Source organism: Serratia marcescens subsp. marcescens ATCC 13880 (assembly GCF_017299535.1).
GTDB classification, from domain to species: Bacteria; Pseudomonadota; Gammaproteobacteria; order Enterobacterales; family Enterobacteriaceae; genus Serratia; species Serratia marcescens.
The window spans coordinates 4,469,403-4,494,955 of the sequence record NZ_CP071238.1 but is presented as its reverse complement, the minus strand read 5'-3'; the positions used below and the strand labels follow the sequence as shown (position 1 = coordinate 4,494,955).

The window sequence follows — 25,553 nt, the reverse complement described above, 5'->3', positions numbered from 1 at the left end:
CGGCAAGGGGATTTTTTTCGCCTTAACCGAAGCGCTGGTCGCGGCCGTGCGGCTCGTCCAGATCCTGCGCCGGCCCGATGGAAATGATGCCGTGCGGGTTGATGGTGGCATGGCTGCGGTAGTAGTGGTTGCGAATGTGCGGCAGGCTGACCGTCTCGGCGATGCCCGGCATCTGATAGATGTCGCGCAGGAAGCCGTACAGGTTCAGATAGTCGCTGATGCGGTGTTTGTCGCACTTGAAGTGGGTGACGTACACCGGATCGAAACGCACCAGCGTGGTCCACAGACGCAGGTCGGCTTCGGTCAGCCGATCGCCGGTCAGGTAGCGATGTTGCCCCAGGATCTGCTCAAGGCGCTCCAGCGCGTTGAATACCCCGTTGACCGCTTCGTCATAGGCTTCCTGGCTGGTGGCGAAACCGGCCTTGTACACGCCGTTGTTCACTTGATCGTAAATCCAGCCGTTCAGCTCATCGATCTTGCCGCGCAGATCGGTCGGGTAGTAGTCCCCAGCCCGAGCGCCGACGCCGTCAAACGCGCTGTTGAACATGCGGATGATGTCGGCGGATTCGTTACTGACGATGGTTTGCCGCTGTTTATCCCACAGCACCGGCACGGTCACGCGCCCGCTGTAGTGCGGGTCTGCCCGCAGGTAGATCTGGTACAGGAAGTCGGCGTGATACAGCGGATCGCCGGTGGTTTCAGGAAAATCCTGGCCGAAGGTCCAGCCGTTTTCCAGCATCAGCGGGTGCACCACCGAGACCGGAATGATCTGCTCCAGCCCTTTCAGTTTGCGCATCAGCAGCGTGCGGTGCGCCCAGGGGCAGGCGAGAGAAACGTACAGGTGATAACGGCCCGCTTCGGCCTGGAAGCCGCCCGCGCCGTGTTCGCCGGGCTGACCGTCGGCGGTCACCCAATTGCGAAACTGAGCGGTTGAACGTTTGAAACGGCCGCCGGTAGATTTCGTGTCATACCAGATGTCTTGCCAAACGCCATCGACGAGTTGTCCCATGGGAATCTCCTTGGTGTCCGAGTGAAAAACGACAGGGCCCGGCATGCCGGGCCCTGAATGACAGTTTAGATTACCATTTCTTGTTCAGAAGACGGTCGATGCTGAAGCCGCCCGGGCCTGCGACCGCCAACACGATGAAGCCGCCGGCGATGGTCAGGTTTTTCATGAACATCAGCTGGTTTACGCCTTCCGCAAAATCAGTGTGGAACAGCAGCGCGGTCAGGATGGTGAAACCGGCAGTGAACAGCGCCACGGTGCGGGTCAGGAAGCCGAACAGGATCGCCAGACCGCCGCCAAACTCCAGCAGAATGGTCAGCGGCAGCAAGAAGCCAGGCACGCCCATCGATTGCATGTACTGTTGAGTTCCGGCGTAAGCGTCACCCATTTTGCCGTAGCCTGCCACGATAAACAGGATTGGCATCAGGATACGAGCAACCAGCAAACCTGCATCTTCTAATTTTTTCATCATCTACTCCAAAGTGTTTTTGTGTGCCTGTTCGGCGGTAGTCATATCAACGGGCGGCGTAGCGGGTCTCTGACCCTGTCCGCTCCGTATCGTATTGATGGAGTGAATGTTAAGCGGGAAGTGCTCAGGTTGTTAGCAAGTAAAACTGTCGTAATTTTTCAAAAAATCTGAATCTTTAGCGTGCTAATAAAATACCGCCGATCAGCAGGTTGCCCGGCCCCGGGGTTAGACGCGTTGTATCAAGGAAGAAAATGCGGGCAGAGCAACAGGAGGTTTGAAGGAAAGGCTAAGTGGCTTACTTGGAGGAAAACGTCTTTTTAAACAGTCGAATAGCGCTCCAGGCGCCGAAAGCACGACGCGACCAGCGGATCATCTTGCTGGGGTGGCGGATGCCGTACAGCGCCATGACGCTGGAACCGAGTACCAGATAGCGGCGCAGGCCAAACACTGTCTGCCAGCCGCGGTCAATGCGTTCGGTCTTTTCCAGCCACAAAGACTTGTGTTCGGCCAGATCCAGACGCTGTTGCTGGATCTGGCGAATCAGCCTCTCTTTTTTCCATTCCAGGTAGCGGCGGCGGCTCATGGTTCGCGCTCCAGTTCGGCGCGGTCGAGTTCCAACTGCTTGCGCGTGGCGCCCAGCAGCGTGGTGCGACGAGCCTTGACCAGCGTCCAGATGGTGCCGACCACGGCCAGGAACAGCAGCACGCCGGTTGTTGCGCCCAGCGCCACCAGCCGGTAGACCGGATCGATGGCCCAGAAGATCAGGATCAGCAGGCTCATCAAACCGAAGGCGGTGAACAGCAGCGTCATGCCGGCCATGATCAGCAGCTGAATGAGGTTGGCTTTCTCCTCTTCCAGCTCGACTACCGCCAGCCGGACACGGGTTTCCACCATGCCGACCAGGATCGTGATGATGCGCTGACCGATATCCAGGACCCCTTTGGCGGGGCCCTGCGCGCGAACTTGCGGTTGTTCAGCCATGATTAACGACGCGCGAGCAGCACGCCCAACACCACGCCGACCGCCGCGCCGATACCGATGCCGGTCCACGGGTTGTCGCGCACGTAGTCGTCGGCCTGGCCGGCGATCTGTTTGGTTTGCGAAGCCAGCTTGTCACCGGCGTCGCTCAGGCGAGCGCGGGTCTCTTTCAGCGCGCCTTCCGCTTTCGAACGCAGCTTCTCCAACTCGGCTTTCGGCTTGTCGGTGGAGGAGTTCAGCACTTCCTCCAGCGTATCGGCTAAGGACTTCAGTTCAGCGCGTAAGTTTTCTGCATTTGAATCATGTGCCATGTGATTATTCCTTAACGTTTATTTCGACAGACTTTTAACATAGCGGATTTTTTCGCCGGAGCAAAGGGGTGATGGCCAGCAGATAACACCAGACATCAATTCCATATGCTTAAGAAATCCCGTGTGATGGGGCTCTCATCGATAAATCCGCTGGTGTAAAAAAATTATTCCGCCTGGGCGCGTTTCAACTCAGCTTGCGCTTCCGCCAGCTTTTGCTGCTTCTTGGCGACCTTGTCCAGCTTGCCGGTTTGCTGCGTTTCTTTCAGCTCCTGCCGGCGCTCGTCGACCTTGCGCTGCTTCTCCGCGATATTTTTTTGGCGTTCGGCCTGCAGGCCGGCTTCGGTGCAGTGAGTCTGCACTTCGCTCAGCGCTTTTTTCAGCCCGTCCACGCGGTGGGTGTTGCCGTGTTGGGTGGCGTAGTCGATTTGCTGTTGGATGTCTTGCGCTTTGGCGGCGCAGCCGCCCTCTGCGGCCGAAGCGAGGGCCGGCAGCGTGCAGAGTGGCAACAGCAGTAACAGGGAGTGGCGTAATTTCATCTTTCAGTTCCTTGTTCATGGGATGCCTGAACAGGCATCCGCTTTCCTGGCTGCCGAAGGCGGCAGCGCGAGAGGAGGGCGTTCATCGCCGGCTGAAGTTACCCTTCAGCATAGTCATGAAACCGGCGAGCCCCCAAAGAATCAGCCGTGACCCAGTGCTGACTGATTAATTCTTGAGCTAATCGATGCGAATGAAAATGAAGATTATGGCAATGAAAGGAAACCCCTTCATATGAAGGGGGATTATCCCAGATTGAGCGGGGAGCGCGCAAATTCGCGCACCCAATGCGACGGCACGGGGGACTCGCTCAATGCGATGTGGTAACCGGGTGGCAGAATGGTTTGCAACGCTTCGCGCGCCAGCAATTGCTGCTCCGGCGAATCCAGACGGATGACCAGGCCATCGCCTTCCGGCGTAATGCTTTTGATGCGGATGCCGCGTTCATCCAGGCGCTGGTAGACATAAAAGCCGTCGGGCAGCGACAGCCCTTGCTGGCTGGCGCGGATGCGCAGCTCGCTCTCGGTGCGCACCATACAGGGCACCAACAGCGTCGCCAACGCCAGCAGGGCGAGCGCGATCATCAGGACGTATTGCCAGCGCGGGCGCTTTGCTGTCACGCCCCTTTCCCCGGGTTCTGGCTGTTGGCGCGCTTCTTGCGCCACAACACGATCAACGAGCCGACCAGCCCGACCACCAGCAATACCAGCGGCAACATCATCAGGCAGAACATCAGCTGATCTTCATACTTGCGGAACACCGGAGTTTTCCCCAGGGCGAAGCCCAGCGTCGTCAAGATCAAGACCCACAGCAGGCCGCTCATCCAGTTGAAGAACTGGAAGCGTGCGTTGCTCAGGCCGGACAGGCCGGCGATGGTTGGCAGCAGGGTGCGCACGAAGGCCAGGAAGCGGCCGACCAGCAGGGCGGAAAGGCCGTGGCGGTGGAACAGGTTGTGAGCGCGTTGATGGTAGTGAGCCGGCAGATGCGAAAGCCAGCCTTGCACCGTTCGCGTATTGCCGAGCCACCGGCCTTGTATATAACTGACCCAGCACCCCAGGCTGGCGGCGACGGTCAGGATAACGATGGTCAATGGGAAGCCCATGGTGCCTTTGGCGATCAGCACGCCGACCAGGATCAGCAGGCTGTCACCCGGCAGGAAAGCGGCCGGCAGCAGGCCGTTCTCCAAAAACAGGATCATGAACAGCAGGATGTAGAGGGTCCACACCAACGAAGGGTTCGCCAGCGTCTCAAAATCCTGCAGCCATAAGGCATGTATCAGTTCTTTAATGATGTCCATCCGGTGTTCCTAAAACGTCATTGTTTATTTTTATCTCAGCGGCGGAGCGGGCGTGAGCTGAAAGCGCGCGGCGATCCTGAGTGCTGATAACGATGAAACGGCGTTGCTTTAAGGTTTCTAAGCGGTGCGACACCGGTCATAGGTGGTAAGTCAGCGTGCCACGGTACTGCATGTTGCTTTCTTTCCAACCGGCCTGGCGACTCTGTTGCCTGGAAGCGTCCAGCATCCAGTCGACCTGGGCAAGCCGGTTGGGGGCCGGGGTGTCCTGGCGGGGGAAGCGAATTCGGTAACCCGGCTCTGCAGCCAGGGTATAGACCGGCGCCGGCAGGGAGGATGCGAGCAGCGAACCGGAGAAAGAGTGCGCTCTGGGCAGCAGCAGCGGCAACTTGCCGGGGGCTTTGCGGCGCGCTTCGGCCGGCGCCCGATACACATGATCATAGGGGGAAAGCGCCGGCTCCGCCAGCAGCGGCAGGCTGCTCAGCGCGCTGGGGGTTGGCTTGGGTGACGCCACGCATAGCTGTTGGCCGGAGACCGAACCGGTCCAGCAGAAAACAGCAATCAGCATGGCAAACAACCAGCGCATTTATTCGCGTCCCGCCCCCGCAGCAATGGGTAAAAAAGTGGGCTAACTCTACCAAAATAGCACGATTGGCAACAGGGAAATCTACGTTGCCGACGGTGAAATAGTACACGGCAAACGGCGGTTCCGGCATCGATTCAGCGGATTTTACATTACCTGACATAAGCCGACGGTTTTTGACCGCCGTGGCTATTTCGGCTCGTGGTTCACGCCATCCAGATGCACCACCGGATTCTCGGCGAACAGGTAGCGATCGGCGTTGTATTCGAAGTCGTCGCTGGTGGCGTTGAACAGCATCTGTTTGGTGTTTTCCAGGTGCTGCCACATCGCCAGTTTGGCGGCGTAAGGGTCTTTGCGCATCAGCGCTTTGAGGATCTGATCGTGATCGTCGCACCAGCTGGCGATCGAGCGTTCGTCGATATGTTCATGCAGTTTTTTCCAGTAAGGGTTGTTGACCCGCTGCACCCACATTTTTTCCACGATGGTGGCCATGGCGGTGTTCTGGGTGGCCAGCGCCACCTGCACGTGGAACTTCAGATCCCACTGCGAGTCGCGGAAGCGATCCTCTTTACGGGCGTGCTCCTGGATCTCCATCAACTGCACGATATCTTGTTTGGTCACCTGGGTGGCGGCGAATTCGGCGATGTTGCTTTCTATCAGCTGGCGCGCCTGCAGCAGCTCAAACGGGCCGGCGGTGGCGAACTCGATGCTGTCGCCCGGCACCACCAGGTGCTTTTGCTGGTTGGACACCACGTGGATCCCGGATCCTTTGCGCACGTCCACATAGCCTTCCACCTCCAGCATGATGATCGCTTCGCGCACCACGGTGCGGCTGACATTCATCTCTTCGGCGATGTATCGCTCGGCCGGCAGCTTGTCGCCTACCGGGTAGCGGCCGCTTTCGATGCGTTGCTTGAGCTCGGCGGCCAGTTGCTGATACAGGCGTCTGGTTTCGGTGAATTCCATAGTGAATGCTCTATACGGTGCGGTGGGAAGGGGCGCGTGGCCATCGGATTTGTTATACCACTTATTCGGCACCGCTGCCAGAGGAGCAAGAGGCCCGGCGCGGCGGCCGGGCGGCGGGATCAGCTGCGCGCCGGGGCAGGCTGCAGCGTGGCCGGTTGCGTTTCGGCGGCCGGGCGGTTTTGCAACACCGTCCAGATGACGATGGCGCCGAGAATGTCGAAGACCGACAGCGCGGCGAACAGCGGGCTGAAGCCGAGGGTGTCCGCCAGGGCGCCGACCACCAGGGCGAACAGCGTGCTGGCTGTCCAGGCCGCCATGCCGGTCAACCCGTTGGCGGTCGCCACCTCATTGCGGCCGAATACGTCGGAAGAGAGGGTAATCAACGCGCCGGACAGCGCCTGATGGGCGAAGCCGCCGACGCACAGCAGCGCGATAGCCGCGTAAGGGCTGGTGAACAGGCCGATCATGCCGGGGCCGATCATCAACACCGCTCCCATCGTCACCACCAGCTTGCGTGAGACGATCAGATTAACCTTGAAATACTTCTGGAACAGCGGCGGCAGGTAGCCGCCGACGATGCAGCCGAGATCGGCGAACAGCATCGGCATCCAGGCGAACATGGCAATCTCTTTCAGATTAAAACCGTAGGCCTTGAACATGAACAGCGGGATCCAGGCGTTGAAGGTGCCCCAGGCCGGTTCCGCCAGAAAGCGCGGCAGCGCGATGCCCCAGAACTGGCGGTTGCGCACGATCTGCCAGGCGGACATCTTTTTGGCGTTAGAGGTCTGGTGCTGCGCTTCCTGGCCTTCGAGGATGTAACGGCGCTCTTCCTGGCTCAGTTTCTTCTGATCTTTCGGGTGCTTGTAGAACAGCAGCCAACAAATGGCCCAGATCAGGCTCAGCACGCCGGTGATGATGAACGCCATTTCCCAACTGTGCGCCACGATGGCCCATACCACCAGCGGCGGGGCGATCATGCCGCCGATCGATGAACCCACATTGAAATAACCGACGGCGATCGAACGCTCTTTGGCCGGAAACCACTCGCTGCTGGCCTTCAGCCCGGCGGGGATCATCGCCGCCTCGGCCATGCCGACCGCGCCGCGCGCCAGCGCCAGGCCGCCCCAGCTGTTGGCCAGCGCGGTGCCCATGCAGAACAGCGCCCACAGAATGGCGAACATGGCGTAACCGACCTTGGTGCCCAGCACGTCCAGCACGTAGCCCGCCACCGGTTGCATCACGGTGTAGCAGGCGGAATAGGCGGCGACGATATAGGAATACTGTTGGGTGGTGATGTGCAGCGTATCTTCCAGCGTCGGCGCCGCGACGGCGATGGCGTTGCGGGTCAGGTAGCCCAGCACGGTGCCGATGGTCACCAGTCCGATCATGTACCAGCGTAACCCTTTAATTTTACGCATCCGAAATGTCTCCCCGTTTGAAGGTGTGGCCGTCGATGCGGCTGGCGAGACAATAACCTGTCATACAGGTTTAAAAGTTGAGTGATATCACAAAAGGAATTATTCGCCTGAGCGATACTGTGGCCGGTGAAATAGGGCATTTTTGCCGGTAAATTGAGCGAAAAAGGGCGTGGAGAGAGGATGAACGGCAGACATCGGGAAAAATCTGCTGGACGCTAGTTAAAATTGGTGTGATAACTTTTGTGATTCGAACCCCGTGCCGCACGGCAAGTAAGGAGCCCGAGATGGCGACGTTTTTGAGCGAAGATTTCCTGCTGGACAGCGAATTTGCCCGGCGCTTGTATCACGATTATGCGGCGCCGCAGCCGATTTTCGATTATCACTGCCATTTGCCGCCGCAGCAGATCGCGGAGAATACCCGCTTCAGCAACCTGTACGATATCTGGCTGCGGGGCGATCACTACAAATGGCGGGCGATGCGCACTAACGGCGTGGCGGAGCGGTTATGCACCGGCGATGCGGGCGATCGCGAGAAATTCGACGCCTGGGCCGCCACGGTGCCGCATACCATCGGCAACCCGCTCTATCACTGGACGCATCTGGAGCTGCGTCGGCCGTTCGGCATCACCGGCACGCTGCTGTCGCCGGCCACGGCGGATGAGATCTGGCAGCGCGGTAATGCGCTATTGGCGCAGGATGCGTTTCGCGCGCGCGGCATCATGCAGCAGATGAACGTGAAAATGGTCGGCACCACCGACGATCCGATCGACGATCTGCGCCACCATCGGGCGATCGCCGACGATCGTGGCTTCGATATCAAGGTATTGCCGAGCTGGCGGCCGGACAAGGCTTTCACCATCGATGCGCCCGGCTTCAACGACTATCTGCGGCAGTTGGAGGCGGCGGCGGACACCGCCATCGGCCGCTTCAGCACGCTGTGCGACGCGCTGTACAAGCGCATGGATCACTTCGCCGCCCACGGTTGCAAGGTGGCCGATCATGCGCTGGACGTGGTGGTGTTCGGCGAGGCCGATGAAGCGACGTTGGATGCGATCCTGCTGCGCCGCCTGAACGGCGAGCTGCCGACGCCGGAACAGAGCGCCCAGTTCAAAAGCGCGGTGCTGCTGTTCCTGGCCGGCGAATACCGGCGCCGCGGCTGGGTGCAACAGTATCACATCGGCGCGCTGCGCAATAACAACAGCCGCATGCTGGCCGCCGTCGGGCCGGATATCGGCTTCGACTCGATCAACGATCGGCCGCTGGCGGAACCGCTGTCGCGGCTGCTGGATGCCCAGGCGCGGCAGGGGGGCCTGCCGAAAACCATTCTCTACTGCCTCAACCCGCGCGATAACGAAGTGATCGGCACCATGATCGGCAATTTCCAGGGGGAAGGCACGCCGGGCAAGATGCAGTTCGGCTCCGGCTGGTGGTTCAACGATCAGAAGGACGGCATGCAGCGCCAAATGACGCAGCTGGCGCAGCTCGGGCTGCTGAGCCGCTTCGTCGGCATGCTGACCGACAGTCGCAGCTTCCTGTCGTATACGCGCCATGAATACTTCCGCCGTATCCTTTGCCAGATGATCGGTCGTTGGGTGGCGGACGGCGAAGCGCCGGCGGATATCGCGCTGCTGGGCGAGATGGTGAAAAACATCTGCTTCGACAACGCCAAAAACTATTTCGCCATTGAACTGGCGTAGCCGTTATCCGGGACCGGTTTATGCAAAGTACGATAAAGATTCATGAGCAGGATAACGTGGCGGTGGCGCTGCGCGATCTGGCTGCCGGAGAGTGCGTTGAGCTGGAAGGCGCGGTCATCCAACTGGCGCAGCCGGTGGCGCGCGGGCACAAATTTGCGCTCGGCCCGATCGCCGAGGGCGAAGACATCATCAAATACGGCCAGCCGATCGGCCATGCGCTCGCGGCCATTGCGCCTGGGGAGCACATTCATTCGCAAAACGTCAAAACCAACCTGAGCGATCTGGACAGCTACCGTTACCAGCCGCAGTTCCCGACGTTGCCGCCGCAGGCGGCGGATCGCGAGGTGCAGCTGTACCGACGGGCCGGCGGCGAAGTGGGGATCCGCAACGAGCTGTGGATCGTGCCGACCGTCGGCTGCGTCAACGGCATCGCCCGTCAGATCCAACAGCGCTTTTTGCAGCAAACGCAGGCGGACGGGATCGACGGCGTTCACCTGTTCAGCCATCCGTTCGGCTGCTCGCAGCTGGGGCAGGATCATGCCAATACTCGCATCATGCTGCAAAATCTGGCGCGCCATCCCAACGCCGGCGCGGTGCTGGTGATCGGGCTGGGTTGCGAGAACAATCAGGTGGATGCCTTTCGCGCCACGTTGGGGATAGAGGACGAGCGGCGGCTGCGCTTTATGGTGTGCCAACAACAGGACGACGAAGTGGAGGCCGGGCTGGCGCTGTTGCACGAGCTGTACCGGGAGATGCGCCACGATCGCCGCGAGCCGGGCCGCCTGAGCGAGCTGAAGTTCGGCCTGGAGTGCGGCGGTTCGGACGGATTGTCGGGTATCACCGCCAACCCGCTGCTGGGGCGGTTCTCCGATTATGCGATCGCCAACGGCGGCACTACGGTGCTGACCGAAGTGCCGGAGATGTTCGGCGCCGAGCGCATTCTGATGAGCCGCTGTCGCGATGGGGAGACCTTCGGCAAAACCGTCGACATGATCAACGATTTCAAACGCTATTTCATTGCCCATCAGCAGCCGATTTATGAGAATCCGTCGCCGGGCAACAAGGCCGGTGGCATCACCACGCTGGAGGAGAAGTCGCTTGGCTGCACCCAAAAGGCGGGGCTAAGCCAGGTGGTGGACGTGTTGAAATACGGCGAGCGGCTGCGCGTGCCGGGGCTGAATCTGCTCAGCGCGCCAGGCAACGATGCGGTGGCGACCAGCGCGCTGGCCGGCGCCGGCTGTCATATGGTGCTGTTCAGCACCGGGCGCGGCACGCCGTACGGCGGCTTTGTGCCGACGGTGAAGCTGGCGACCAACAGCGAGCTGGCGGCGAAGAAACCGCACTGGATCGATTTCGACGCCGGCGGCCTGGTTCACGGCGTGGCGATGGAGACGTTGCTCAGCCGCTTCATCGACCTGATTGTCGAGATCGCCAACGGGCGTCCGGCGCGTAATGAAACCAACGACTTCCGCGAGCTGGCGATATTTAAAAGCGGGGTGACGCTGTAAGGCTGATAAAAAAGGCGCTCGAGGGAGCGCCTTTTTGATGAGGCAAGGCGGGGTTAACGCACCTTCAGCGGGTCTTCGTTCGCCAGCCGCTGGTCTTCCGCCTGGCAGGCCGCGGCGGTGAACAGCACGTCGGTGGAGGAGTTGAGGGCGGTTTCCGCCGAATCCTGCAGCACGCCGATGATAAAGCCGACCGCCACCACCTGCATCGCCACGTCGTTCGGAATGCCGAACATGTTGCACGCCAGCGGGATCAGCAGCAGCGAGCCGCCGGCCACGCCGGAGGCGCCGCAGGCGCAGAGGGCGGCCACCACGCTCAGCAACAGGGCGGTCGGGACGTCTACCGCGATGCCCAGCGTGTTTACCGCCGCCAGCGTCAGCACGGTGATGGTGATCGCCGCGCCGGCCATGTTGATGGTGGCGCCCAGCGGGATGGAAACCGAGTAGGTGTCCTCATTCAGGTTCAGCTTTTTGCACAGCTCCATGTTCACCGGGATGTTGGCGGCGGAGCTGCGGGTGAAGAAGGCGGTCACGCCGCTCTCGCGCAGGCAGGCGAACACCAGCGGATACGGGTTGCGGCGGATCTTCCAGTACACGATCAGCGGGTTGAGCACCAGCGCTACCAGCAGCATGCAGCCGATTAACACCATCAGCAGTTGCGCATAGCCCCACAGCGCGCCGAAGCCGGTTTCCGCCAGCGTAGAGGCCACCAGGCCGAAGATGCCGAGCGGCGCACAGCGGATCACCGCGCGCACCACCAGCGTGACCGCATGGGACATGTCGTTGATCAGCCCCTTGGTGGTTTCGGAAGCGTGGCGCAGCGCCAGCCCCAGCCCGACGGCCCACGCCAGAATGCCGATGTAGTTGGCGTTAATCAGCGCATGGAATGGGTTGGCCACCACGCTCATCAACAGGCCCTTCATCACCTCCACAATGCCGCCCGGCGGGGTAATGTCGGTCGCGCCGGTGGTCAGCGCCAGCGTGGAAGGGAAGATAAAGCTGACGACGACCGCTACCAGCGCTGCGGCGAAGGTGCCCAGCAGGTAGAGGAACAGGATCGGGCGAATGTTGGTTTTCTGCCCCTGTTTATGGTTGGCGATCGAGGCCATCACCAGAATCAGCACCAGCACCGGCGCCACCGCTTTCAGCGCGCCGACGAACAGGGAACCGAGCAGGCCGACCGCCGCCGCGGCCGCCGGCGAAACCAGCGCCACCAGAATGCCGGCCACCAGGCCGGCCATGATTTGTTTGACCAGGCTGCCCTGCGTGATCTTTTGTAGTAGTTTTTGCATAGTGCTTTCTTCCTGATGTTATCTGGCCGCCGCGGCGGGAACGACGCCGGACAGCTTTATATGATTCTGTAACTAAGTGTGTTTGCCGAATCAGTATTCAGCAATCGAATGAGGTTGGAAAGAGGCGAGGGTGAAATTCTGAGCGCGGATCAACACTTGATAACATACTGGTTACATTTGTGTGATCGCAATAACGTTTGGCGTTTTGGGGGAATTGCCAAACAATCGCGGGGCGGCTAGCGCCCCGGATAACAGATTATGGTTATTTCTTCGCCAGGCGATCGTTGCGGCGATTGACCCAGGTGTTGATCAGCAAGGTGAGCGTCAGGATGCCCGCCACCACGCCGAGCGATATGCCGATCGGGATGTGGAAGAAGTCGATTATCAGCATCTTGATACCGATAAACACCAGGATCACCGACAGGCCGTATTTCAGCATCGAGAAACGTTCCGCCACGTTGGCCAGCAGGAAGTACATGGCGCGCAGGCCCATGATGGCGAACAGGTTAGAGGTCAGCACGATGAACGGATCGGTGGTCACGGCGAAGATCGCCGGAATGCTGTCCACCGCGAAAATCACGTCGCTCAGTTCCACCAGGATCAGCACCAGCACCAGCGGGGTGGCGAACAGGATGCCGTTGCGGCGCACGAAGAAACGCTCGCCTTCCAGGCTGTCGGTCATGCGCAAGCGGCTGCGCAGCCATTTCACCAGCGGTTTGTCGCCGATCGCCGAGTCATCTTCCTTCGCCAGCGCCATTTTAATACCGGTGAACAACAGGAAAGCGCCGAACAGATACAGCAGCCACTGGAACTGGCTGACCAGCCAACTGCCGGCGAAGATCATGATGGTGCGCAGCACGATTGCGCCCAGCACGCCGTAGATCAGCACCCGCCGTTGCAGGTTGGCCGGCACGGCGAAGTAGCTGAACAGCATCAGCCAGACGAACACATTATCCACCGCCAGCGCTTTTTCGATCAGGTAACCGGTCAGGAAGGCCAGCGCCTGGGTATCGGCGACGGCGCGCCCGGCGGTTTCATTCAGGTAGTACCAGAAACCGAAGTTGAACAGCAGGGAGAGGCTGACCCACACCAGCGACCAACTGGCGGCCTGCTTCATAGTCATGGTGTGCGCGCCTTTACGGCCCTGCAACAGGAGATCGATTGCGAGCATCACGACTATGACGGCGGCGAAGCTGCCCCATAACCACGGTGTGCCAACGGAATTCATCATCAGAGGTATCCTTCAAAAACAAAAACGGCCAACGTCGGAAGACGCCAGCCGCTCTGTGAACGCTGCAAGCAAACCTCGCCTTCCGGCAAGGTCTCACTTACAACGTTGATGAAGGTGGTTACACCTTTGACATCAGGTTGCCCGGTAACCGGATGCTTGCGCATCGTAATGACGATTGACCGGCAATGAAGTTACTCCCCTTTGCAGAGCAGAAAGTAATGCAAAATGTGTCGGCGGTCAACGTGAATCGCGTTAGCCGGCCAACGCTTTTTGCGCGCCCAGGCTGACGACGAATCCCTGCAGCAGCAGGCGGCTGAACGGCGTGTCGCTAACCTGTTGTTGTTGCTGGTGGTAGCGGGCTTGCTGCTCGGGATGCAGCTCGCCGAGCCACTGCAGATACTGGCTCATCACCGCGCCGTTGAATTCCGGGTGGAACTGGGTGGTCAGGGCATGATCGCCATAGCGCAGGATCTGGTGCGCGTCCTGCTGCGAACGCGCCAGCGTCTGCGCGCCGGCGGGCGGCGTGAGCACGCTCTGCGAGTGGATCAGGTTGGCTTTGAAGCGCGGCGGCAGCAGGGTGAGCCGCCGATCGTCGGCCGCGGCGGGCAGCAGTTCGATCTCCAGCGTGCCGACTTCCATGCCCTGCGGGTGGTAACCCACTTCGCCGCCGAGCGCGTAGGCCAACAGCTGATGGCCGTAGCAGACGCCGAACAGCGGCAGTTTGATCGCCATCGCCTGGCGCAGCCACTCGGCGGCCTCCTCGCTCCACGGCAGCCGTTCGGTCACCATCGCCGGCGAGCCGGTGATGACCACGCCGCAATAGGCGGCCGGCGGCAACGGCCGTTCGCCGGCGGGCAGATGCACGATGTGCGCGCGTTCGGCGTCGATATTGCCCTGTTGCAGGAACATGCCTTCAAAGTTTGCCAATTCCTGACGAATGGCCTGCGGCGCGTCGCCGGTTTGCATCACGAGCAGCGGTTTCATCTCATTCTCCGTCGGCGGGGAAGACGACGCCGGTCTGGCGGCGGATATCGGTCAGCAGGCGGGCGACGATCAGCGAATTCTCCAGCCCCGGATGTTCCACCTGACGCTTCTCAACCAACTCGGCGAAGGCCAGCGCCTCATACAGCATGGTGTTGATGTGCTGCGGCTGGCTCAGATCCTGGCGGTTGCCGCCGCGCGGCGTCAGCGCCACGCCCTGGCACTCGGAGATTTTGTCGATAATCAGCGTGCCTTCTTCTCCCTGGATCTCGCTGGGGATCGCCGAGTCGCTGACCTTGGAATGGGAAAGCGTGACGTCGAAATCGCCGTAGTTCAGGCAGACGGTGCCGTGGGCGTCCACACCGGTATCGAGCAGCGTGGCGCTGGCGAGCACCGACTGCGGCGCGCCGAACAGCGCCACCGCGCTGGCCAGGCAGTAGTAGCCGATGTCCATGATCGAGCCGTTGGAGAACTGCGGATTAAACGTGTTGGGGTTCTCGCCGGCCAGGTAGCGCGGGTAGCGCGAAGAGTATTGGCAATAGTTGATGAAGGCTTTGCGCAGTCGGCCGATTTTCGGCAATGCCTGTTGCAGCGCCAGAAAATTCGGCAGATAGGCGCTTTTGAACGCCTCGAACAGCACCACCTGGTTTTCCCGCGCGCAGGCTACCAGCTGTTCCGCTTCGCTCTGGTTGGAGGCCAGCGGTTTTTCGCAGATCACATGCTTTTTATGGCGCAGGAACAGCAGCGATTGCGGGCAGTGCAGGGAGTTGGGGCTGGCGATATACACCGCGTCTATGGTATCGGACTGGGCCATCGCCTCGAGCGAGTCGAAAAACTGCGTGACCTGATAGTTGGCGCCAAACGCCTGCGCCTGTTCCAGCGAGCGTGAATACACGGCGCTCAACTTGAGTTTGCCGCTTTCATGGGCGGCATCGATAAAACGTTCCGTAATCCAGTTGGTGCCGACAACGGCAAAGCGAATCATGGCGAGCTCCGGTCCAGCCTAAAACCGCAGATTATCACGCCCTCACGCGCTATGCATACAGCTCGCCGAACAGCGAAAGGTGCGTCAGATACAGCCGGGTATCGAACTCCAACTGGTGGTAATCCGGTTCCATATGGCAGCACAGGCTGTAGAACGCCTTGTTGTGATCTTTCTCTTTCAGATGCGCCAGCTCATGCACCACGATCATGCGCAGGAACGGCTCGGGCGCGACCTTGAACACCGTCGCCACGCGAATTTCCGCCTTGGCCTTCAGCTTGCCGCCCTGCACGCGCGAGATGGCGGTGTGCAGGCCCAGCGCATGTTTCATGACGTGGATCTTGCTGTCGTAGGCCACCTTGCTCAGCGGCTGGGCGTTGCGCAGATACTGGTTTTTCAGATCGACGGTAAACTGATACAGCGATTTGTCGGTGGTGCAGTCGTGCACCTGCGGATAGCGCTGCAGCAGCACGTCCCCCAGCCGATTCTGATGGATCAGTTGCTGCACCTGGCTTTGCAGATGCGTTGGGTAGCCTTGCAGGTAGGTCAATTCAGACATTCTTGTTCCGTATCAACGGCCATTCAGCCGGTCATTCTATGCTGTTTTTTCGCTCAAATCCTGACATACGCAATTTATCCGAAAAAACATTTTACTGACGGGCGTTTTTAGGGGATAAACAGCCCAAATTTTATCAGTCAGGAGGGGCAATGAGCCAACTCGATCTGGGAACACAGCAACTTGAGCTGGAGCGTTATCCCCAACAGGAAGAATCCACCCAACTGCAGGCGTGGGAAGCGGCGGACGAATATCTGCTGCAACAGCTTGAAAACGTAGATATCGGCGGCCGCCCGGTGCTGATTTTCAACGATAACTTCGGCACCCTGGCCTGTGCGTTGCACGCGCATCGCCCTTACAGCGTCAGCGATTCGTACATGAGCCAGCTGGCGACGCGCCACAACCTCAAGCTCAACGGTCTGGATCCCGAGCAGGTCACGCTGCTGGACAGCCTGGCCGAGCTGCCGGCGGCGCCGGCGGTGGTGCTGATTCGCGTGCCGAAAGCGCTGGCGCTGCTGGAACAGCAGCTGCGCGCGCTGCGCCACGTCGTGACCGAAGACACGCTGATCGTTGCCGGCGCCAAAGCGCGCGACGTGCACACCTCGACGATGCAGCTGTTTGAAAAAGTGCTGGGCCCAACGCGCACCAGCCTGGCATGGAAGAAGGCGCGCCTGATCTTCTGCCAGGCGGCGGACATCGTTCCGCCGGCGGCGGCGGAAACCACCAACTGGGCGCTGGACGGCACCGATTGGCTGATCCACAACCACGCCAACGTCTTCTCGCGCGGCAGCCTGGATATCGGCGCGCGCCTGTTTATTGAGCATCTGCCGCGTGGCCTGAACGGCCATATCGTCGATCTGGGCTGCGGCAACGGCGTGATTGGTTTGACGGCGCTGGCGCAAAACCCGGAAGCGCAGGTGACCTTCGTCGATGAATCATACATGGCGGTGGCCTCCAGCGAGCTGAACGTGGAGCACAACCTGCCGCAAGAGCTGGATCGCTGTCAGTTTGAGGTGAACAACGCGCTGGCGGGCATCGAGCGCGAAAGCGTGCAGGCGGTGCTCTGCAACCCGCCGTTCCACCAGCAACACGCCATTACCGATCACACCGCCTGGCAGATGTTCTGCGACGCCAAGCGCTGCCTGCAGGTGGGCGGCGAATTGCGCATCGTCGGCAACCGTCACCTCGACTACCATCAGAAACTCAAGCGCCTGTTCGGCAACTGCACGCTGGTGGCCTCGAACAAGAAGTTCGTGATCCTTCGAGCGGTGAAATCCGGCGCGCGTCGCTGAGCGTGAATAACAAGGGGCGCGGTGCGCCCTTTTTTTACAGCGTCATCGCCAACCGCGTGCCCTGATCGATCGCGCGGCGGGCGTCCAGCTCGGCGGCCACGTCGGCGCCGCCGATCAGGTGCACGGTTTTCCCCATCGCCAGCAGCGGCTGCTGCAGTTCGCGGCGCGGTTCCTGCCCGGCGCAAATGACCACCGTGTCCACCGGCAGGCAGCTGTCTTGCTCGGCGCGGGTGATGTGCAGCCCTTCGTCGTCGATCAGCCGATAGCTGACGCTGTTGAGCATCTTCACGCCGCGCATCGCCAGGCTGGCGCGGTGGATCCAACCGGTGGTTTTCCCCAGGCCTTCGCCCACTTTGCTGGTTTTGCGTTGCAACAGGTAGATCTGCCGGGCGGCGCGCGGCGCCTGCGGCCCTTGCTCCGCCAGCCCGCCGCGCTGCTCAAGGCGCCCGTCGATGCCCCATTCGCGGTTGAATTCCGCCTGATCCAGGCTGCTGGACACGCCGTGCTGGCTGAGGTACTCGGCGGTATCGAAGCCGATGCCGCCGGCGCCGACGATCGCCACCCGCTGGCCGACCGGTTTTTTATCGCGCAGCACGTCCAGATAGCTCAGCACCTTGGCGTGCCCGATGCCGGGAATATCCGGGGTGCGCGGCACGATGCCGCAGGCGAGGATCACCTCATCGAATTCGCTTAAATCCGCCGCTTCGACCTTGACGCCCAGCCTGACCGTCACTTCACGCAGCGCCAGCTGGCGGCGGAAGTAACGCAGGGTTTCATGGAATTCTTCCTTGCCGGGGATCTGCTTGGCGATGTTGAACTGGCCGCCGATCTGCTCGGCGGCGTCGAACAGCGTCACCCGATGGCCGCGGCTGGCGGCGGTGGTGGCAAACGCCAGCCCGGCGGGGCCGGCGCCGACCACCGCCAGTTTTTTCGGCTTTTCCGCCATCGTCAGCGGCATTTCGGTTTCACGGCAGGCGCGCGGGTTGACCAGACAGGAAGTCAGCTTGCCTTCAAAGATCTGATCGAGGCAGGCCTGGTTGCAACCGATGCAGGTATTGATCTCGTCGGCGCGCCCCTCGGCGGCTTTCTGCACAAAGGCGGCGTCGGCGAGAAACGGACGCGCCATCGACACCATGTCGGCGCAGCCGTCCGCCAGCACCTGCTCGGCCACCGCCGGATCGTTGATGCGGTTGGTGGTGATCAGCGGGATGCTGACCTTGCCCATTAGCTTGCGGGTCACCCAGCTGAATCCGGCGCGCGGCACCATGGTGGCGATGGTCGGAATACGCGCTTCGTGCCAGCCGATGCCGGTATTGATGATCGTGGCGCCCGCCTGTTCGATCGCCAGCGCCAGCTGCTCGATCTCCTCCCAACTGGAGCCGTCTTCCACCAGATCAAGCATCGACAGCCGGTAGATCAGAATGAATTCCGGGCCCACGGCCTGGCGTACCGCCCTGACGGTCTCGACGGCGAACCGCATGCGGTTGGTGAAGCTGCCGCCCCATTGGTCGTCGCGCTGGTTGGTGCGCGTCGTCAAGAATTGGTTGATCAGATAGCCCTCGGATCCCATCACCTCAACGCCGTCGTAGCCGGCCTGCTGCGCCAGCGCCGCGCAGCGGGCGAAGTCGGCGATGGTCTGCGCGATCTCCGCTTCACTCAGGGCGCTCGGCGTAAACGGGTTGATTGGTGCCTGCAGCGCGGAAGGGGCTACCAGCTTGGGTTGATAGCTGTAGCGGCCGGTGTGCAGGATCTGCAGCGCAATTTTGCCGCCCGCCCGGTGGACGGCCTCGGTTACCGGGCGGTGGTGGGGCAATTGCGCCTCGCTGTTGAGGATCGAACCGCCGCGAAACACCACGCCCTGTTCGTTCGGGGCAATGCCGCCGGTGACGATCAGCGCCACGCCGGCGGCGGCGCGCTCGGCATAGAACGCGGCCAGGCGCTGCGGGCCGTCGGGCAGCTCTTCTAGGCCGGTATGCATCGATCCCATCAGCACCCGGTTTTTCAGGGTGGTGAAGCCGAGATCCAGCGGCGCCAGCAGGTGAGGGTAATTGCTCATTGCACTCTCCATCGTTCATCCCCCGCCTCTTTCAACCTGCAGCGTTGTTGCCTGCGTTCGCTCGCCCCAGTCACTTACTTGAGTAAGCTCCTGGGAACGCCCGAACTTGCCGCCTGGCTGCAGGTTGAAAGCGATTGGGGATGAGCATCTGTTATTATTATGTGAACACAAGTGGTCGGATGAGATAAATCTAGCCGTTGTCGCGCCGCTTGGAAATCTGCGTTGCGCCGAATGTGATAGATGTCATGAATCTCAGACTCTGTTTGCATAACGAACAAAAGATCGGTTAGCCTTTACGCGTTGCAAAATCCTTCTCTCTGCGGAGCCATTACCGAAAATGAACACCCACACCTGTTGATATCGTGTCCCACGCTGTGCGCTCTCGCGCCCTGTGGGGATGTTTTGATCTCATTCAGGAGTGCTTATGGCTCATTCAGCGCAGTCCCCTTATTTCGTTTTACATCAACTGATCTGCCAATTTGCTGACGGCGAAACGCTGTTCGGTCCGCTGGATCTCGCTTTTGATCGGCAGCGCTGCGGCCTGGTGGGGCGCAACGGCGTCGGCAAAACCCAGCTGCTGCGCCTGATCGCCGGGCTGGATCAACCGGGCAACGGGCACGTCGAATCTCATGCCACAGTAGCTTACGTTGCACAGCAACCGGAGATCGCCGCGGACACCACGCTGGCCCAGCTGCTGGGTTATGGCGAGGCGTTCGCCGCGCTGGCGCGTCTCGAGCAGGGGCGGCCGCTGGCGGACGATATCGATCGTCTGGAAGGGCGCTGGGATCTCCACGATCGCCTGCAAAACGCCTTCGCCGCCGCCGGGCTGCCGGCCTTCGATCCGTTGCGATCCGCCAGTTCGCTGAGCGGCGGCGAGCGGATGCGCGCGGCCCTGTGCGGCGCCTTGCTGGGCGAGGCGGATTTTCTGCTGCTGGATGAACCGACCAACCACCTCGACAACGCCGGGCGCGCCTGGCTGTATCAACAGCTGGATCAGTGGCGGGGCGGGTTGCTGATCGCCAGCCATGACCGGCAGCTGCTGGCGTGCATGGAGCGCATCGTCGAACTGACGCCCGGCGCGCTGCGCAGCTACGGCGGCAACTATGATGACTACCGGCGCCAGCGCGATACGGAGCAGCAGGCGGCGCGCGCCGATCTGGAACATGCGCGCGAGGAGCGCCGCCGCACCCGCGCCCGCCAACAGAAAGAGCACGACATGAGCCAGCGGCGCTCGGCGCAAACGCTGCGCGTCGTCGATACGCTGAATATCGCCTCTTTCGAACGGGTGGCCTACAAGTCGGCGGCGAAGGAGAGCCTCGGCACGCTGCGCAAACAGCATCAGGATCGGCGCGACAGCCTCGATGCGGCAGTGCGCGAAGCCTATCAGCGGGTGGAAGAGGAACAGCCGGTGTTGCTGGCGCTGCCCGGCAGTGAAGTGAACGCAAACAAGCAGGTGCTGGTGCTCGAGCGGCTGCAGCTGCCGTTCGTCAGCGCGCCGCCGCTGGATTTGCGGATCGACGGTCCGATGCGCGTGGCGTTGACCGGCCCCAACGGCTGCGGCAAATCCACCTTGCTGAAGACCGTTCTCGGTCAGTTGGCGGCGCTTTCCGGCCATTGTCATTGCCCGCTGTCGACGGCCTACCTCGATCAAACCCTGTCGCAGCTCGATCCGGGCCTGTCGGTAATGGAACATCTGGGGCTGCAGGATTCGCCGTTGGCGGAAGGGGCGTTGCGCACCCGGCTGGCGCAGCTGCAGCTTGGCGCGGATCGCATCGCGTTGCCGCTGGGCTCGCTGAGCGGCGGAGAACGGCTGAAGGCGGCGCTGGCCTGTGCGCTGTGGCGGCGACAACCGGCGCAGCTGCTGTTGCTCGACGAGCCGACCAACCACCTGGATCTGGCGTCGTCGCTGGCGATCGAAACCGCGCTGGCGGATTTCCCCGGCGCGATGCTGGTGGTGTCGCACGACGAAGACTTCCTGCAGGCGCTGCGGCCGACGCACCGCCTGTACCGACAGGCGGACGGCTGGCGGTTTCAGGCCTGGTGAGGCAGGCGGGCGGCGCTCTGACTTAGTGCGGGGCGTTGATGCACGCCAGCAGTTGGGTGAAGGCGGCGGCCATTTGCTCTTCCGGCACGCAGGCAAAGCCCATCAGCAGGCCGCGCCGGCGGTTGGGCTGCATATAGTAGCGCGACAGCGGCCGCACCAGCACCCCGCGCGCGCCGGCGGCGGCGGCGATCGCCACGTCGTCGGCCTCGTCCGGCAGGTTGAGGATCAGGTGCAAGCCGGCGTTGCTGTTGAATTCGCTGAGCGCCTGCTTGCCGAGATGTTGTTCGATCAACCCGGTCAGGAAGGCGCGCCGCCGGGCATACAGCAACCGCATGCGGCGGATATGCGCCGTGTAGTGCCCCGCCTGAATAAACTCCGCCAGCGCGCTCTGGATCAGCAGGTGCCCGCCGCGGTACAGCTCGGCGTGGGCGGTTTTCAGCGCCTGCACCAGCGGCGGCGGCAATACCACATAGCCGAGACGCAGCGCCGGGTAGAGCGTTTTGCTGAAGGTGCCGATGTAGATCACCGGCGCATCGGCTTCCAGCCCCTGCAGCGCCGGGATCGGTTGGCCGGAAAAGCGGAATTCGCTGTCGTAATCGTCTTCGACGATCCAGCCGCCGGCGTTCCGCGCCAGCGCCAGCAGCCGTTGGCGGCGCGCCAGGCTCATCACCGAGCCGAGCGGATATTGGTGCGACGGGGTGACGAAAATCAGGCGGGGCGGCGTAGTTGGCTGCTCCGGCGGCACCAGCCCGGCCTCGTCCACCGCCAGCGGGCAGATGTTCAGCGCATTGATGCGCAGGATATTGCGGATCCCCCAATAGCCCGGCTCTTCGATCCAGGCGTCATCCCCCGGATTGCACAACATGCGCGTCACCAGATCGATCGCCTGATGGATGCCTTCAGTGATCAGGATCTGTTCCGGCGAGCAGCGCACCGAGCGCGCCACCCGTAAATACTCCACCAACGCATGCTGCAGCTCCGGGCTGCCGCCCTGATTGCTGTAGGTCAGCCGCTGCGGCGTCGGGCGGCGGCTGAGGCGCGCCTGGATCTTGCTGAACAGCTGATGAGGAAAGGCGTTGACGTCGGGGACGCCGGGAATGAACGCCCCCCACTGTTTGGGGCTGGCGCTGGCGTGGTGCAGCAGCGTGGCGCCGCGCTCCGACAGTTCGACGCGCCGCGGTTGCCCGCTGCCGTCCGCCGGAGCGCCGCCGGTGGACAGGCAACTGTCCGGCACCGTGTCGGCGACGAAGGTGCCGCTGCCGGCGCGCGCCGACACGTAGCCCTCCGCCAGCAGTTGTTCATAAACGGTTAACACGGTGTTGCGTGACAGGCTGAGCTCCTGTGCCAGATCGCGCGAGGCGGGCAGGCGGCTGGAGGGCGGCAGGCTGCCATCGAGAATGCTGGTGCGGATCGCGTTGTAAAGCCGTTTGTGCAGCTTGTCATCGGGCTGTTCGCCGAGGCGCTGCAGCAACAGATCACCACTCAATGAGCGCAATTGGATCCCTCATTTATTCGTAACTGGCACTCGATTATAGGGCCACATCCTGTGTAAATAAACGTCATTGTTTCACGAATGTGAACGAAACGTGTAACTGGCACCGACCGGAGAGAACAGCATGAAAAACGCAGAATTGAACCAACGCCGTCAGGACGCCACCCCGCGCGGAGTGGGCGTGATGTGTGGTTTTTACGCCGAGCGCGCAGAGAACGCTACGCTGTGGGATGTGGAAGGCAAGGAAGTGATCGACTTCGCCTCGGGGATCGCCGTGCTGAACACCGGCCATCGCCACCCAAAAGTGATCGCCGCAATTGAAAAGCAGCTGCAGGCCTTCACCCACACCGCCTATCAGATCGTTCCTTATGAAAGCTATGTCTCGTTGGCGGAGCGCATCAACCAACGCGCGCCGATCGCCGGTCCGTGTAAAACCGCTTTCTTCACCACCGGCGCGGAAGCGGTGGAAAACGCGGTGAAGATTGCCCGCGCTTACACCGGCCGTCCGGGCTTGATCACCTTCGGCGGCGGCTTCCACGGCCGCACCTATATGACCATGGCGCTGACCGGCAAAGTGGCGCCTTACAAACTGGGCTTTGGCCCATTCCCCGGCTCGGTGTTCCACGGCCAGTACCCGAACGCGCTGTACGGCGTGACCACCGAAGACGCGATGAACAGCCTGGATCGCTTGTTTAAAGCGGATATCGATCCCAAGCAGGTGGCGGCCATTGTGCTGGAGCCGGTGCAGGGCGAGGGCGGTTTCAACGTGGCGCCGGCCGATTTCATGCAGGCGCTGCGCGCGCTGTGCGACCAGCACGGCATCCTGCTGATCGCCGACGAAGTGCAGACCGGCTTCGCCCGTACCGGCAAGCTGTTCGCCATGGAGCACTACAGCGTTAAACCGGATCTGATCACCATGGCGAAAAGCCTGGCGGGCGGCATGCCGCTGTCGGCGGTGGCGGGCCGCGCCGAGGTGATGGACGCGCCGGCGCCGGGCGGGCTGGGCGGCACCTATGCCGGTAACCCGCTGGCGGTGGCCGCCGCGCACGCGGTGCTGGACGTGATTGAAGAAGAGCAGCTGTGCCAGCGCGCTCAGCGCTTGGGGCAGCACCTGGTGGAAGTGCTCCAGCAGGCGCGCAAAACCAGCCCGGCGATCGCCGATGTGCGCGCGCAGGGATCGATGGTGGCGGTGGAGTTCAACGATCCGGCTACCGGCAAGCCTTCGGCGGAGATCACCCGCCAGGTGCAGCAGAAGGCGATGGAGGAAGGGCTGCTGCTGCTGAGCTGCGGCGTGAACGGCAACGTGATCCGCTTCCTCTACCCGCTGACCATTCCGGACGATCAGTTCACCAAGGCGATGGGCATCCTGTCCCGCGCGCTGGCCCACTAAGGAGCGAACGGCATGAAATTGAACAATCCCGAGCTGTTGCGCAGCCAGTGTCTGATCAACGGTGAATGGTGCGATGCCCTGAGCGGCAAGCGCGAAGCGGTGATCAACCCGGCCACCGGCGCCGAGCTGGCCAGCATTCCGCTGGTCAGCGAAGAGGAAACCCAGCAGGCGATTGCGGCGGCGCAGCGGGCGCAAAACGACTGGAAACAGCTGACCGCCAAGCAGCGTTCTGCGCTGCTGTTGGCCTGGGCCGACCAGGTGCTGGCCGCGCAGGAAGATCTGGCGCAGCTGATGACCGCCGAGCAGGGCAAATCGCTGGCGGAAGCGCGCGGCGAAGTGGCCTACGCCGCGTCGTTCATCACCTGGTTTGCCGAAGAGGCCAAGCGGGTGGACGGCGCGGTATTGCAGGCGCCGCAGGCTTCGCAGCGCCTGGTGGTGGTGAAGCAGCCGATCGGCGTGTGCGCGGCCATCACCCCGTGGAATTTCCCGGCGGCGATGATCACCCGCAAGGTGGCGCCGGCGCTGGCGGCCGGTTGCGCCATCATCGTCAAACCGGCCGAGCAAACGCCGCTGACCGCGCTGGCGCTGGCCAAACTGGCGCAGGACGCCGGTATTCCCGCCGGCGTCCTGCAAGTGGTGACTGGCGAAGCGGCGCAGGTGGGCAAGGTGCTGTGCGACAGCCCGGTGGTGCGCAAGCTGAGCTTTACCGGCTCGACCGAGGTCGGCCGCATCCTGATGGCGCAGTGCGCGCCGAGCATCAAGAAACTGTCGCTGGAGCTGGGCGGTAACGCGCCGGTCATCGTGTTCGACGACGCCAATCTGGACGCGGCGGTGGCGGGCATCATGGCCTCCAAGTTCCGCAACAGCGGCCAGACCTGCGTGTGCGCCAACCGCATCTACGTGCAGGACGGCATCTACGAGCGGCTGGCGGAGAAACTGGTGGCGGCGGTCGAGCAGTTGAAAGTCGGCGACGGCAGCCAGGAAGGCACCACCCAGGGGCCGCTGATCGACAGCGATGCGGTAGCGAAGGTGCAGAGCCATATCGACGACGCGCTGATCAAAGGGGCGCAGATCGCCACCGGCGGCCAGCCGCACGCGCTGGGCGGCACCTTCTTCCAGCCGACGGTGGTGACCGGCGTGACGCAGAAGATGCGCTTCGCCAAAGAAGAGACCTTCGGGCCGGTGGCGCCGCTGTTCCGCTTCCATGACGAGGCGGAAGCCATCGCCATGGCCAACGACACCGAATTCGGCCTGGCCGCCTACCTGTTCACGCAGAACGCCGCGCGCCAGTGGCGGGTGCCGGAAGCGCTGGAGTACGGCATGGTCGGCATCAACACCGGACTGATTTCCAACGAAGTGGCGCCGTTCGGCGGCGTGAAACAATCAGGGCTCGGGCGTGAAGGATCGCGCTACGGGATAGAAGAATATCTGGAGCTGAAATACCTGTGTATCGATGTGAGCCGTTGAGCGTCAGGA

The 25,553-nt window shown here is 61.9% G+C and carries 24 protein-coding genes; 6 read left to right on the top strand and 18 right to left on the bottom strand.

All coding sequences use genetic code 11. The annotated features are described in order from the left end of the window. Window positions 1–22: 22 nt before the first annotated feature. From J0F90_RS21480 to J0F90_RS21430, 11 genes are all read right to left on the bottom strand, one after another. On the bottom strand, window positions 23–1,009 hold the full coding sequence (locus J0F90_RS21480) for a glutathione S-transferase family protein (RefSeq protein WP_004937116.1): 987 nt from the start codon (window positions 1,007–1,009) through the stop codon (window positions 23–25). 70 nt (window positions 1,010–1,079) lie between these two features. Continuing rightward, window positions 1,080–1,475 (bottom strand): DoxX family protein, encoded by a 396-nt coding sequence (locus tag J0F90_RS21475; RefSeq protein ID WP_016930186.1) that lies wholly within the window; start codon window positions 1,473–1,475, stop codon window positions 1,080–1,082. Between the two features lie 295 nt (window positions 1,476–1,770). Then, on the bottom strand, window positions 1,771–2,058 hold the full coding sequence (locus J0F90_RS21470; protein ID WP_016930185.1) for a YqjK-like family protein: 288 nt from the start codon (window positions 2,056–2,058) through the stop codon (window positions 1,771–1,773). After that, window positions 2,055–2,456 carry a phage holin family protein gene (locus J0F90_RS21465; protein ID WP_015379160.1) on the bottom strand — a complete coding sequence of 134 codons (402 nt, stop codon included), beginning with the start codon at window positions 2,454–2,456 and terminating at the stop codon, window positions 2,055–2,057. Before J0F90_RS21465 ends, J0F90_RS21470 begins: the two co-directional genes overlap by 4 nt. A gap of 2 nt (window positions 2,457–2,458) precedes the next feature. After that, entirely contained in the window at window positions 2,459–2,764 is a 306-nt protein-coding gene (locus J0F90_RS21460; protein ID WP_004937125.1) for an ElaB/YgaM/YqjD family protein, read from the bottom strand. 164 nt (window positions 2,765–2,928) lie between these two features. After that, the gene (locus J0F90_RS21455) at window positions 2,929–3,300 is read right to left on the bottom strand and encodes a DUF1090 domain-containing protein (RefSeq protein WP_033639311.1); all 372 of its coding nucleotides are present in this window, start codon (window positions 3,298–3,300) and stop codon (window positions 2,929–2,931) included. Between the two features lie 243 nt (window positions 3,301–3,543). Next, a complete protein-coding gene (mzrA, locus tag J0F90_RS21450; protein WP_016930183.1) occupies window positions 3,544–3,882 on the bottom strand; it encodes an EnvZ/OmpR regulon moderator MzrA in 339 nt (112 codons plus the stop codon). Window positions 3,883–3,914: 32 nt separating this feature from the next. Beyond that, entirely contained in the window at window positions 3,915–4,595 is a 681-nt protein-coding gene (locus J0F90_RS21445) for a DedA family protein (RefSeq protein WP_033639312.1), read from the bottom strand. A 136-nt stretch (window positions 4,596–4,731) separates the two neighbouring features. Beyond that, a complete protein-coding gene (locus J0F90_RS21440) occupies window positions 4,732–5,178 on the bottom strand; it encodes a hypothetical protein (protein ID WP_004937135.1) in 447 nt (148 codons plus the stop codon). Between the two features lie 186 nt (window positions 5,179–5,364). Continuing rightward, on the bottom strand, window positions 5,365–6,141 hold the full coding sequence (gene exuR, locus J0F90_RS21435) for a transcriptional regulator ExuR (protein WP_004937137.1): 777 nt from the start codon (window positions 6,139–6,141) through the stop codon (window positions 5,365–5,367). Between the two features lie 119 nt (window positions 6,142–6,260). Continuing rightward, the gene (locus J0F90_RS21430) at window positions 6,261–7,559 is read right to left on the bottom strand and encodes an MFS transporter (RefSeq protein WP_015379157.1); all 1,299 of its coding nucleotides are present in this window, start codon (window positions 7,557–7,559) and stop codon (window positions 6,261–6,263) included. A gap of 284 nt (window positions 7,560–7,843) precedes the next feature. On the opposite strand from J0F90_RS21430, the gene uxaC reads away from it, so the two are divergent. Both uxaC and J0F90_RS21420 read left to right on the top strand, forming a co-directional pair. After that, entirely contained in the window at window positions 7,844–9,256 is a 1,413-nt protein-coding gene (uxaC, locus tag J0F90_RS21425; protein WP_033639313.1) for a glucuronate isomerase, read from the top strand. 20 nt (window positions 9,257–9,276) lie between these two features. Then, entirely contained in the window at window positions 9,277–10,764 is a 1,488-nt protein-coding gene (locus tag J0F90_RS21420; RefSeq protein ID WP_033639314.1) for a UxaA family hydrolase, read from the top strand. A gap of 53 nt (window positions 10,765–10,817) precedes the next feature. Here J0F90_RS21420 and sstT read toward each other — a convergent pair whose 3' ends face one another. From sstT to J0F90_RS21395, 5 genes are all read right to left on the bottom strand, one after another. Then, entirely contained in the window at window positions 10,818–12,053 is a 1,236-nt protein-coding gene (sstT, locus tag J0F90_RS21415) for a serine/threonine transporter SstT (RefSeq protein WP_033639315.1), read from the bottom strand. A 262-nt stretch (window positions 12,054–12,315) separates the two neighbouring features. Next, on the bottom strand, window positions 12,316–13,284 hold the full coding sequence (locus J0F90_RS21410; RefSeq protein WP_033639316.1) for a TerC family protein: 969 nt from the start codon (window positions 13,282–13,284) through the stop codon (window positions 12,316–12,318). A 252-nt stretch (window positions 13,285–13,536) separates the two neighbouring features. After that, window positions 13,537–14,268 (bottom strand): glutamine amidotransferase, encoded by a 732-nt coding sequence (locus tag J0F90_RS21405; RefSeq protein ID WP_033639317.1) that lies wholly within the window; start codon window positions 14,266–14,268, stop codon window positions 13,537–13,539. 1 nt (window position 14,269) lies between these two features. Further along, a complete protein-coding gene (locus J0F90_RS21400) occupies window positions 14,270–15,250 on the bottom strand; it encodes a Gfo/Idh/MocA family protein (RefSeq protein WP_033639318.1) in 981 nt (326 codons plus the stop codon). A 49-nt stretch (window positions 15,251–15,299) separates the two neighbouring features. Then, a complete protein-coding gene (locus J0F90_RS21395) occupies window positions 15,300–15,806 on the bottom strand; it encodes a M48 metallopeptidase family protein (protein WP_004937154.1) in 507 nt (168 codons plus the stop codon). Between the two features lie 149 nt (window positions 15,807–15,955). Here J0F90_RS21395 and rlmG point away from each other — a divergent pair, with 149 nt between their 5' ends. Then, entirely contained in the window at window positions 15,956–17,095 is a 1,140-nt protein-coding gene (rlmG, locus tag J0F90_RS21390; RefSeq protein ID WP_033639319.1) for a 23S rRNA (guanine(1835)-N(2))-methyltransferase RlmG, read from the top strand. A gap of 34 nt (window positions 17,096–17,129) precedes the next feature. Here rlmG and J0F90_RS21385 read toward each other — a convergent pair whose 3' ends face one another. Continuing rightward, window positions 17,130–19,151 carry an oxidoreductase gene (locus J0F90_RS21385; protein ID WP_033639320.1) on the bottom strand — a complete coding sequence of 674 codons (2,022 nt, stop codon included), beginning with the start codon at window positions 19,149–19,151 and terminating at the stop codon, window positions 17,130–17,132. Between the two features lie 424 nt (window positions 19,152–19,575). Here J0F90_RS21385 and J0F90_RS21380 point away from each other — a divergent pair, with 424 nt between their 5' ends. After that, the gene (locus tag J0F90_RS21380) at window positions 19,576–21,195 is read left to right on the top strand and encodes an ABC-F family ATP-binding cassette domain-containing protein (RefSeq protein WP_033639321.1); all 1,620 of its coding nucleotides are present in this window, start codon (window positions 19,576–19,578) and stop codon (window positions 21,193–21,195) included. Between the two features lie 22 nt (window positions 21,196–21,217). Here the strand turns inward: J0F90_RS21380 and pdxR are convergent, their stop codons facing one another. Further along, complete coding sequence (gene pdxR / locus J0F90_RS21375) at window positions 21,218–22,690, bottom strand: MocR-like pyridoxine biosynthesis transcription factor PdxR (RefSeq protein ID WP_033639322.1); 1,473 nt, start codon at window positions 22,688–22,690, stop codon at window positions 21,218–21,220. Window positions 22,691–22,811: 121 nt separating this feature from the next. Here pdxR and J0F90_RS21370 point away from each other — a divergent pair, with 121 nt between their 5' ends. Next, window positions 22,812–24,077, top strand: coding sequence for a 4-aminobutyrate--2-oxoglutarate transaminase (locus tag J0F90_RS21370; protein ID WP_016930169.1), 1,266 nt, complete (start codon window positions 22,812–22,814; stop codon window positions 24,075–24,077). A 12-nt stretch (window positions 24,078–24,089) separates the two neighbouring features. Then, window positions 24,090–25,544, top strand: a complete 1,455-nt coding sequence (locus J0F90_RS21365) for an NAD-dependent succinate-semialdehyde dehydrogenase (protein WP_033639323.1) — start codon at window positions 24,090–24,092, stop codon at window positions 25,542–25,544. The last annotated feature ends 9 nt before the right edge of the window (window positions 25,545–25,553 follow it).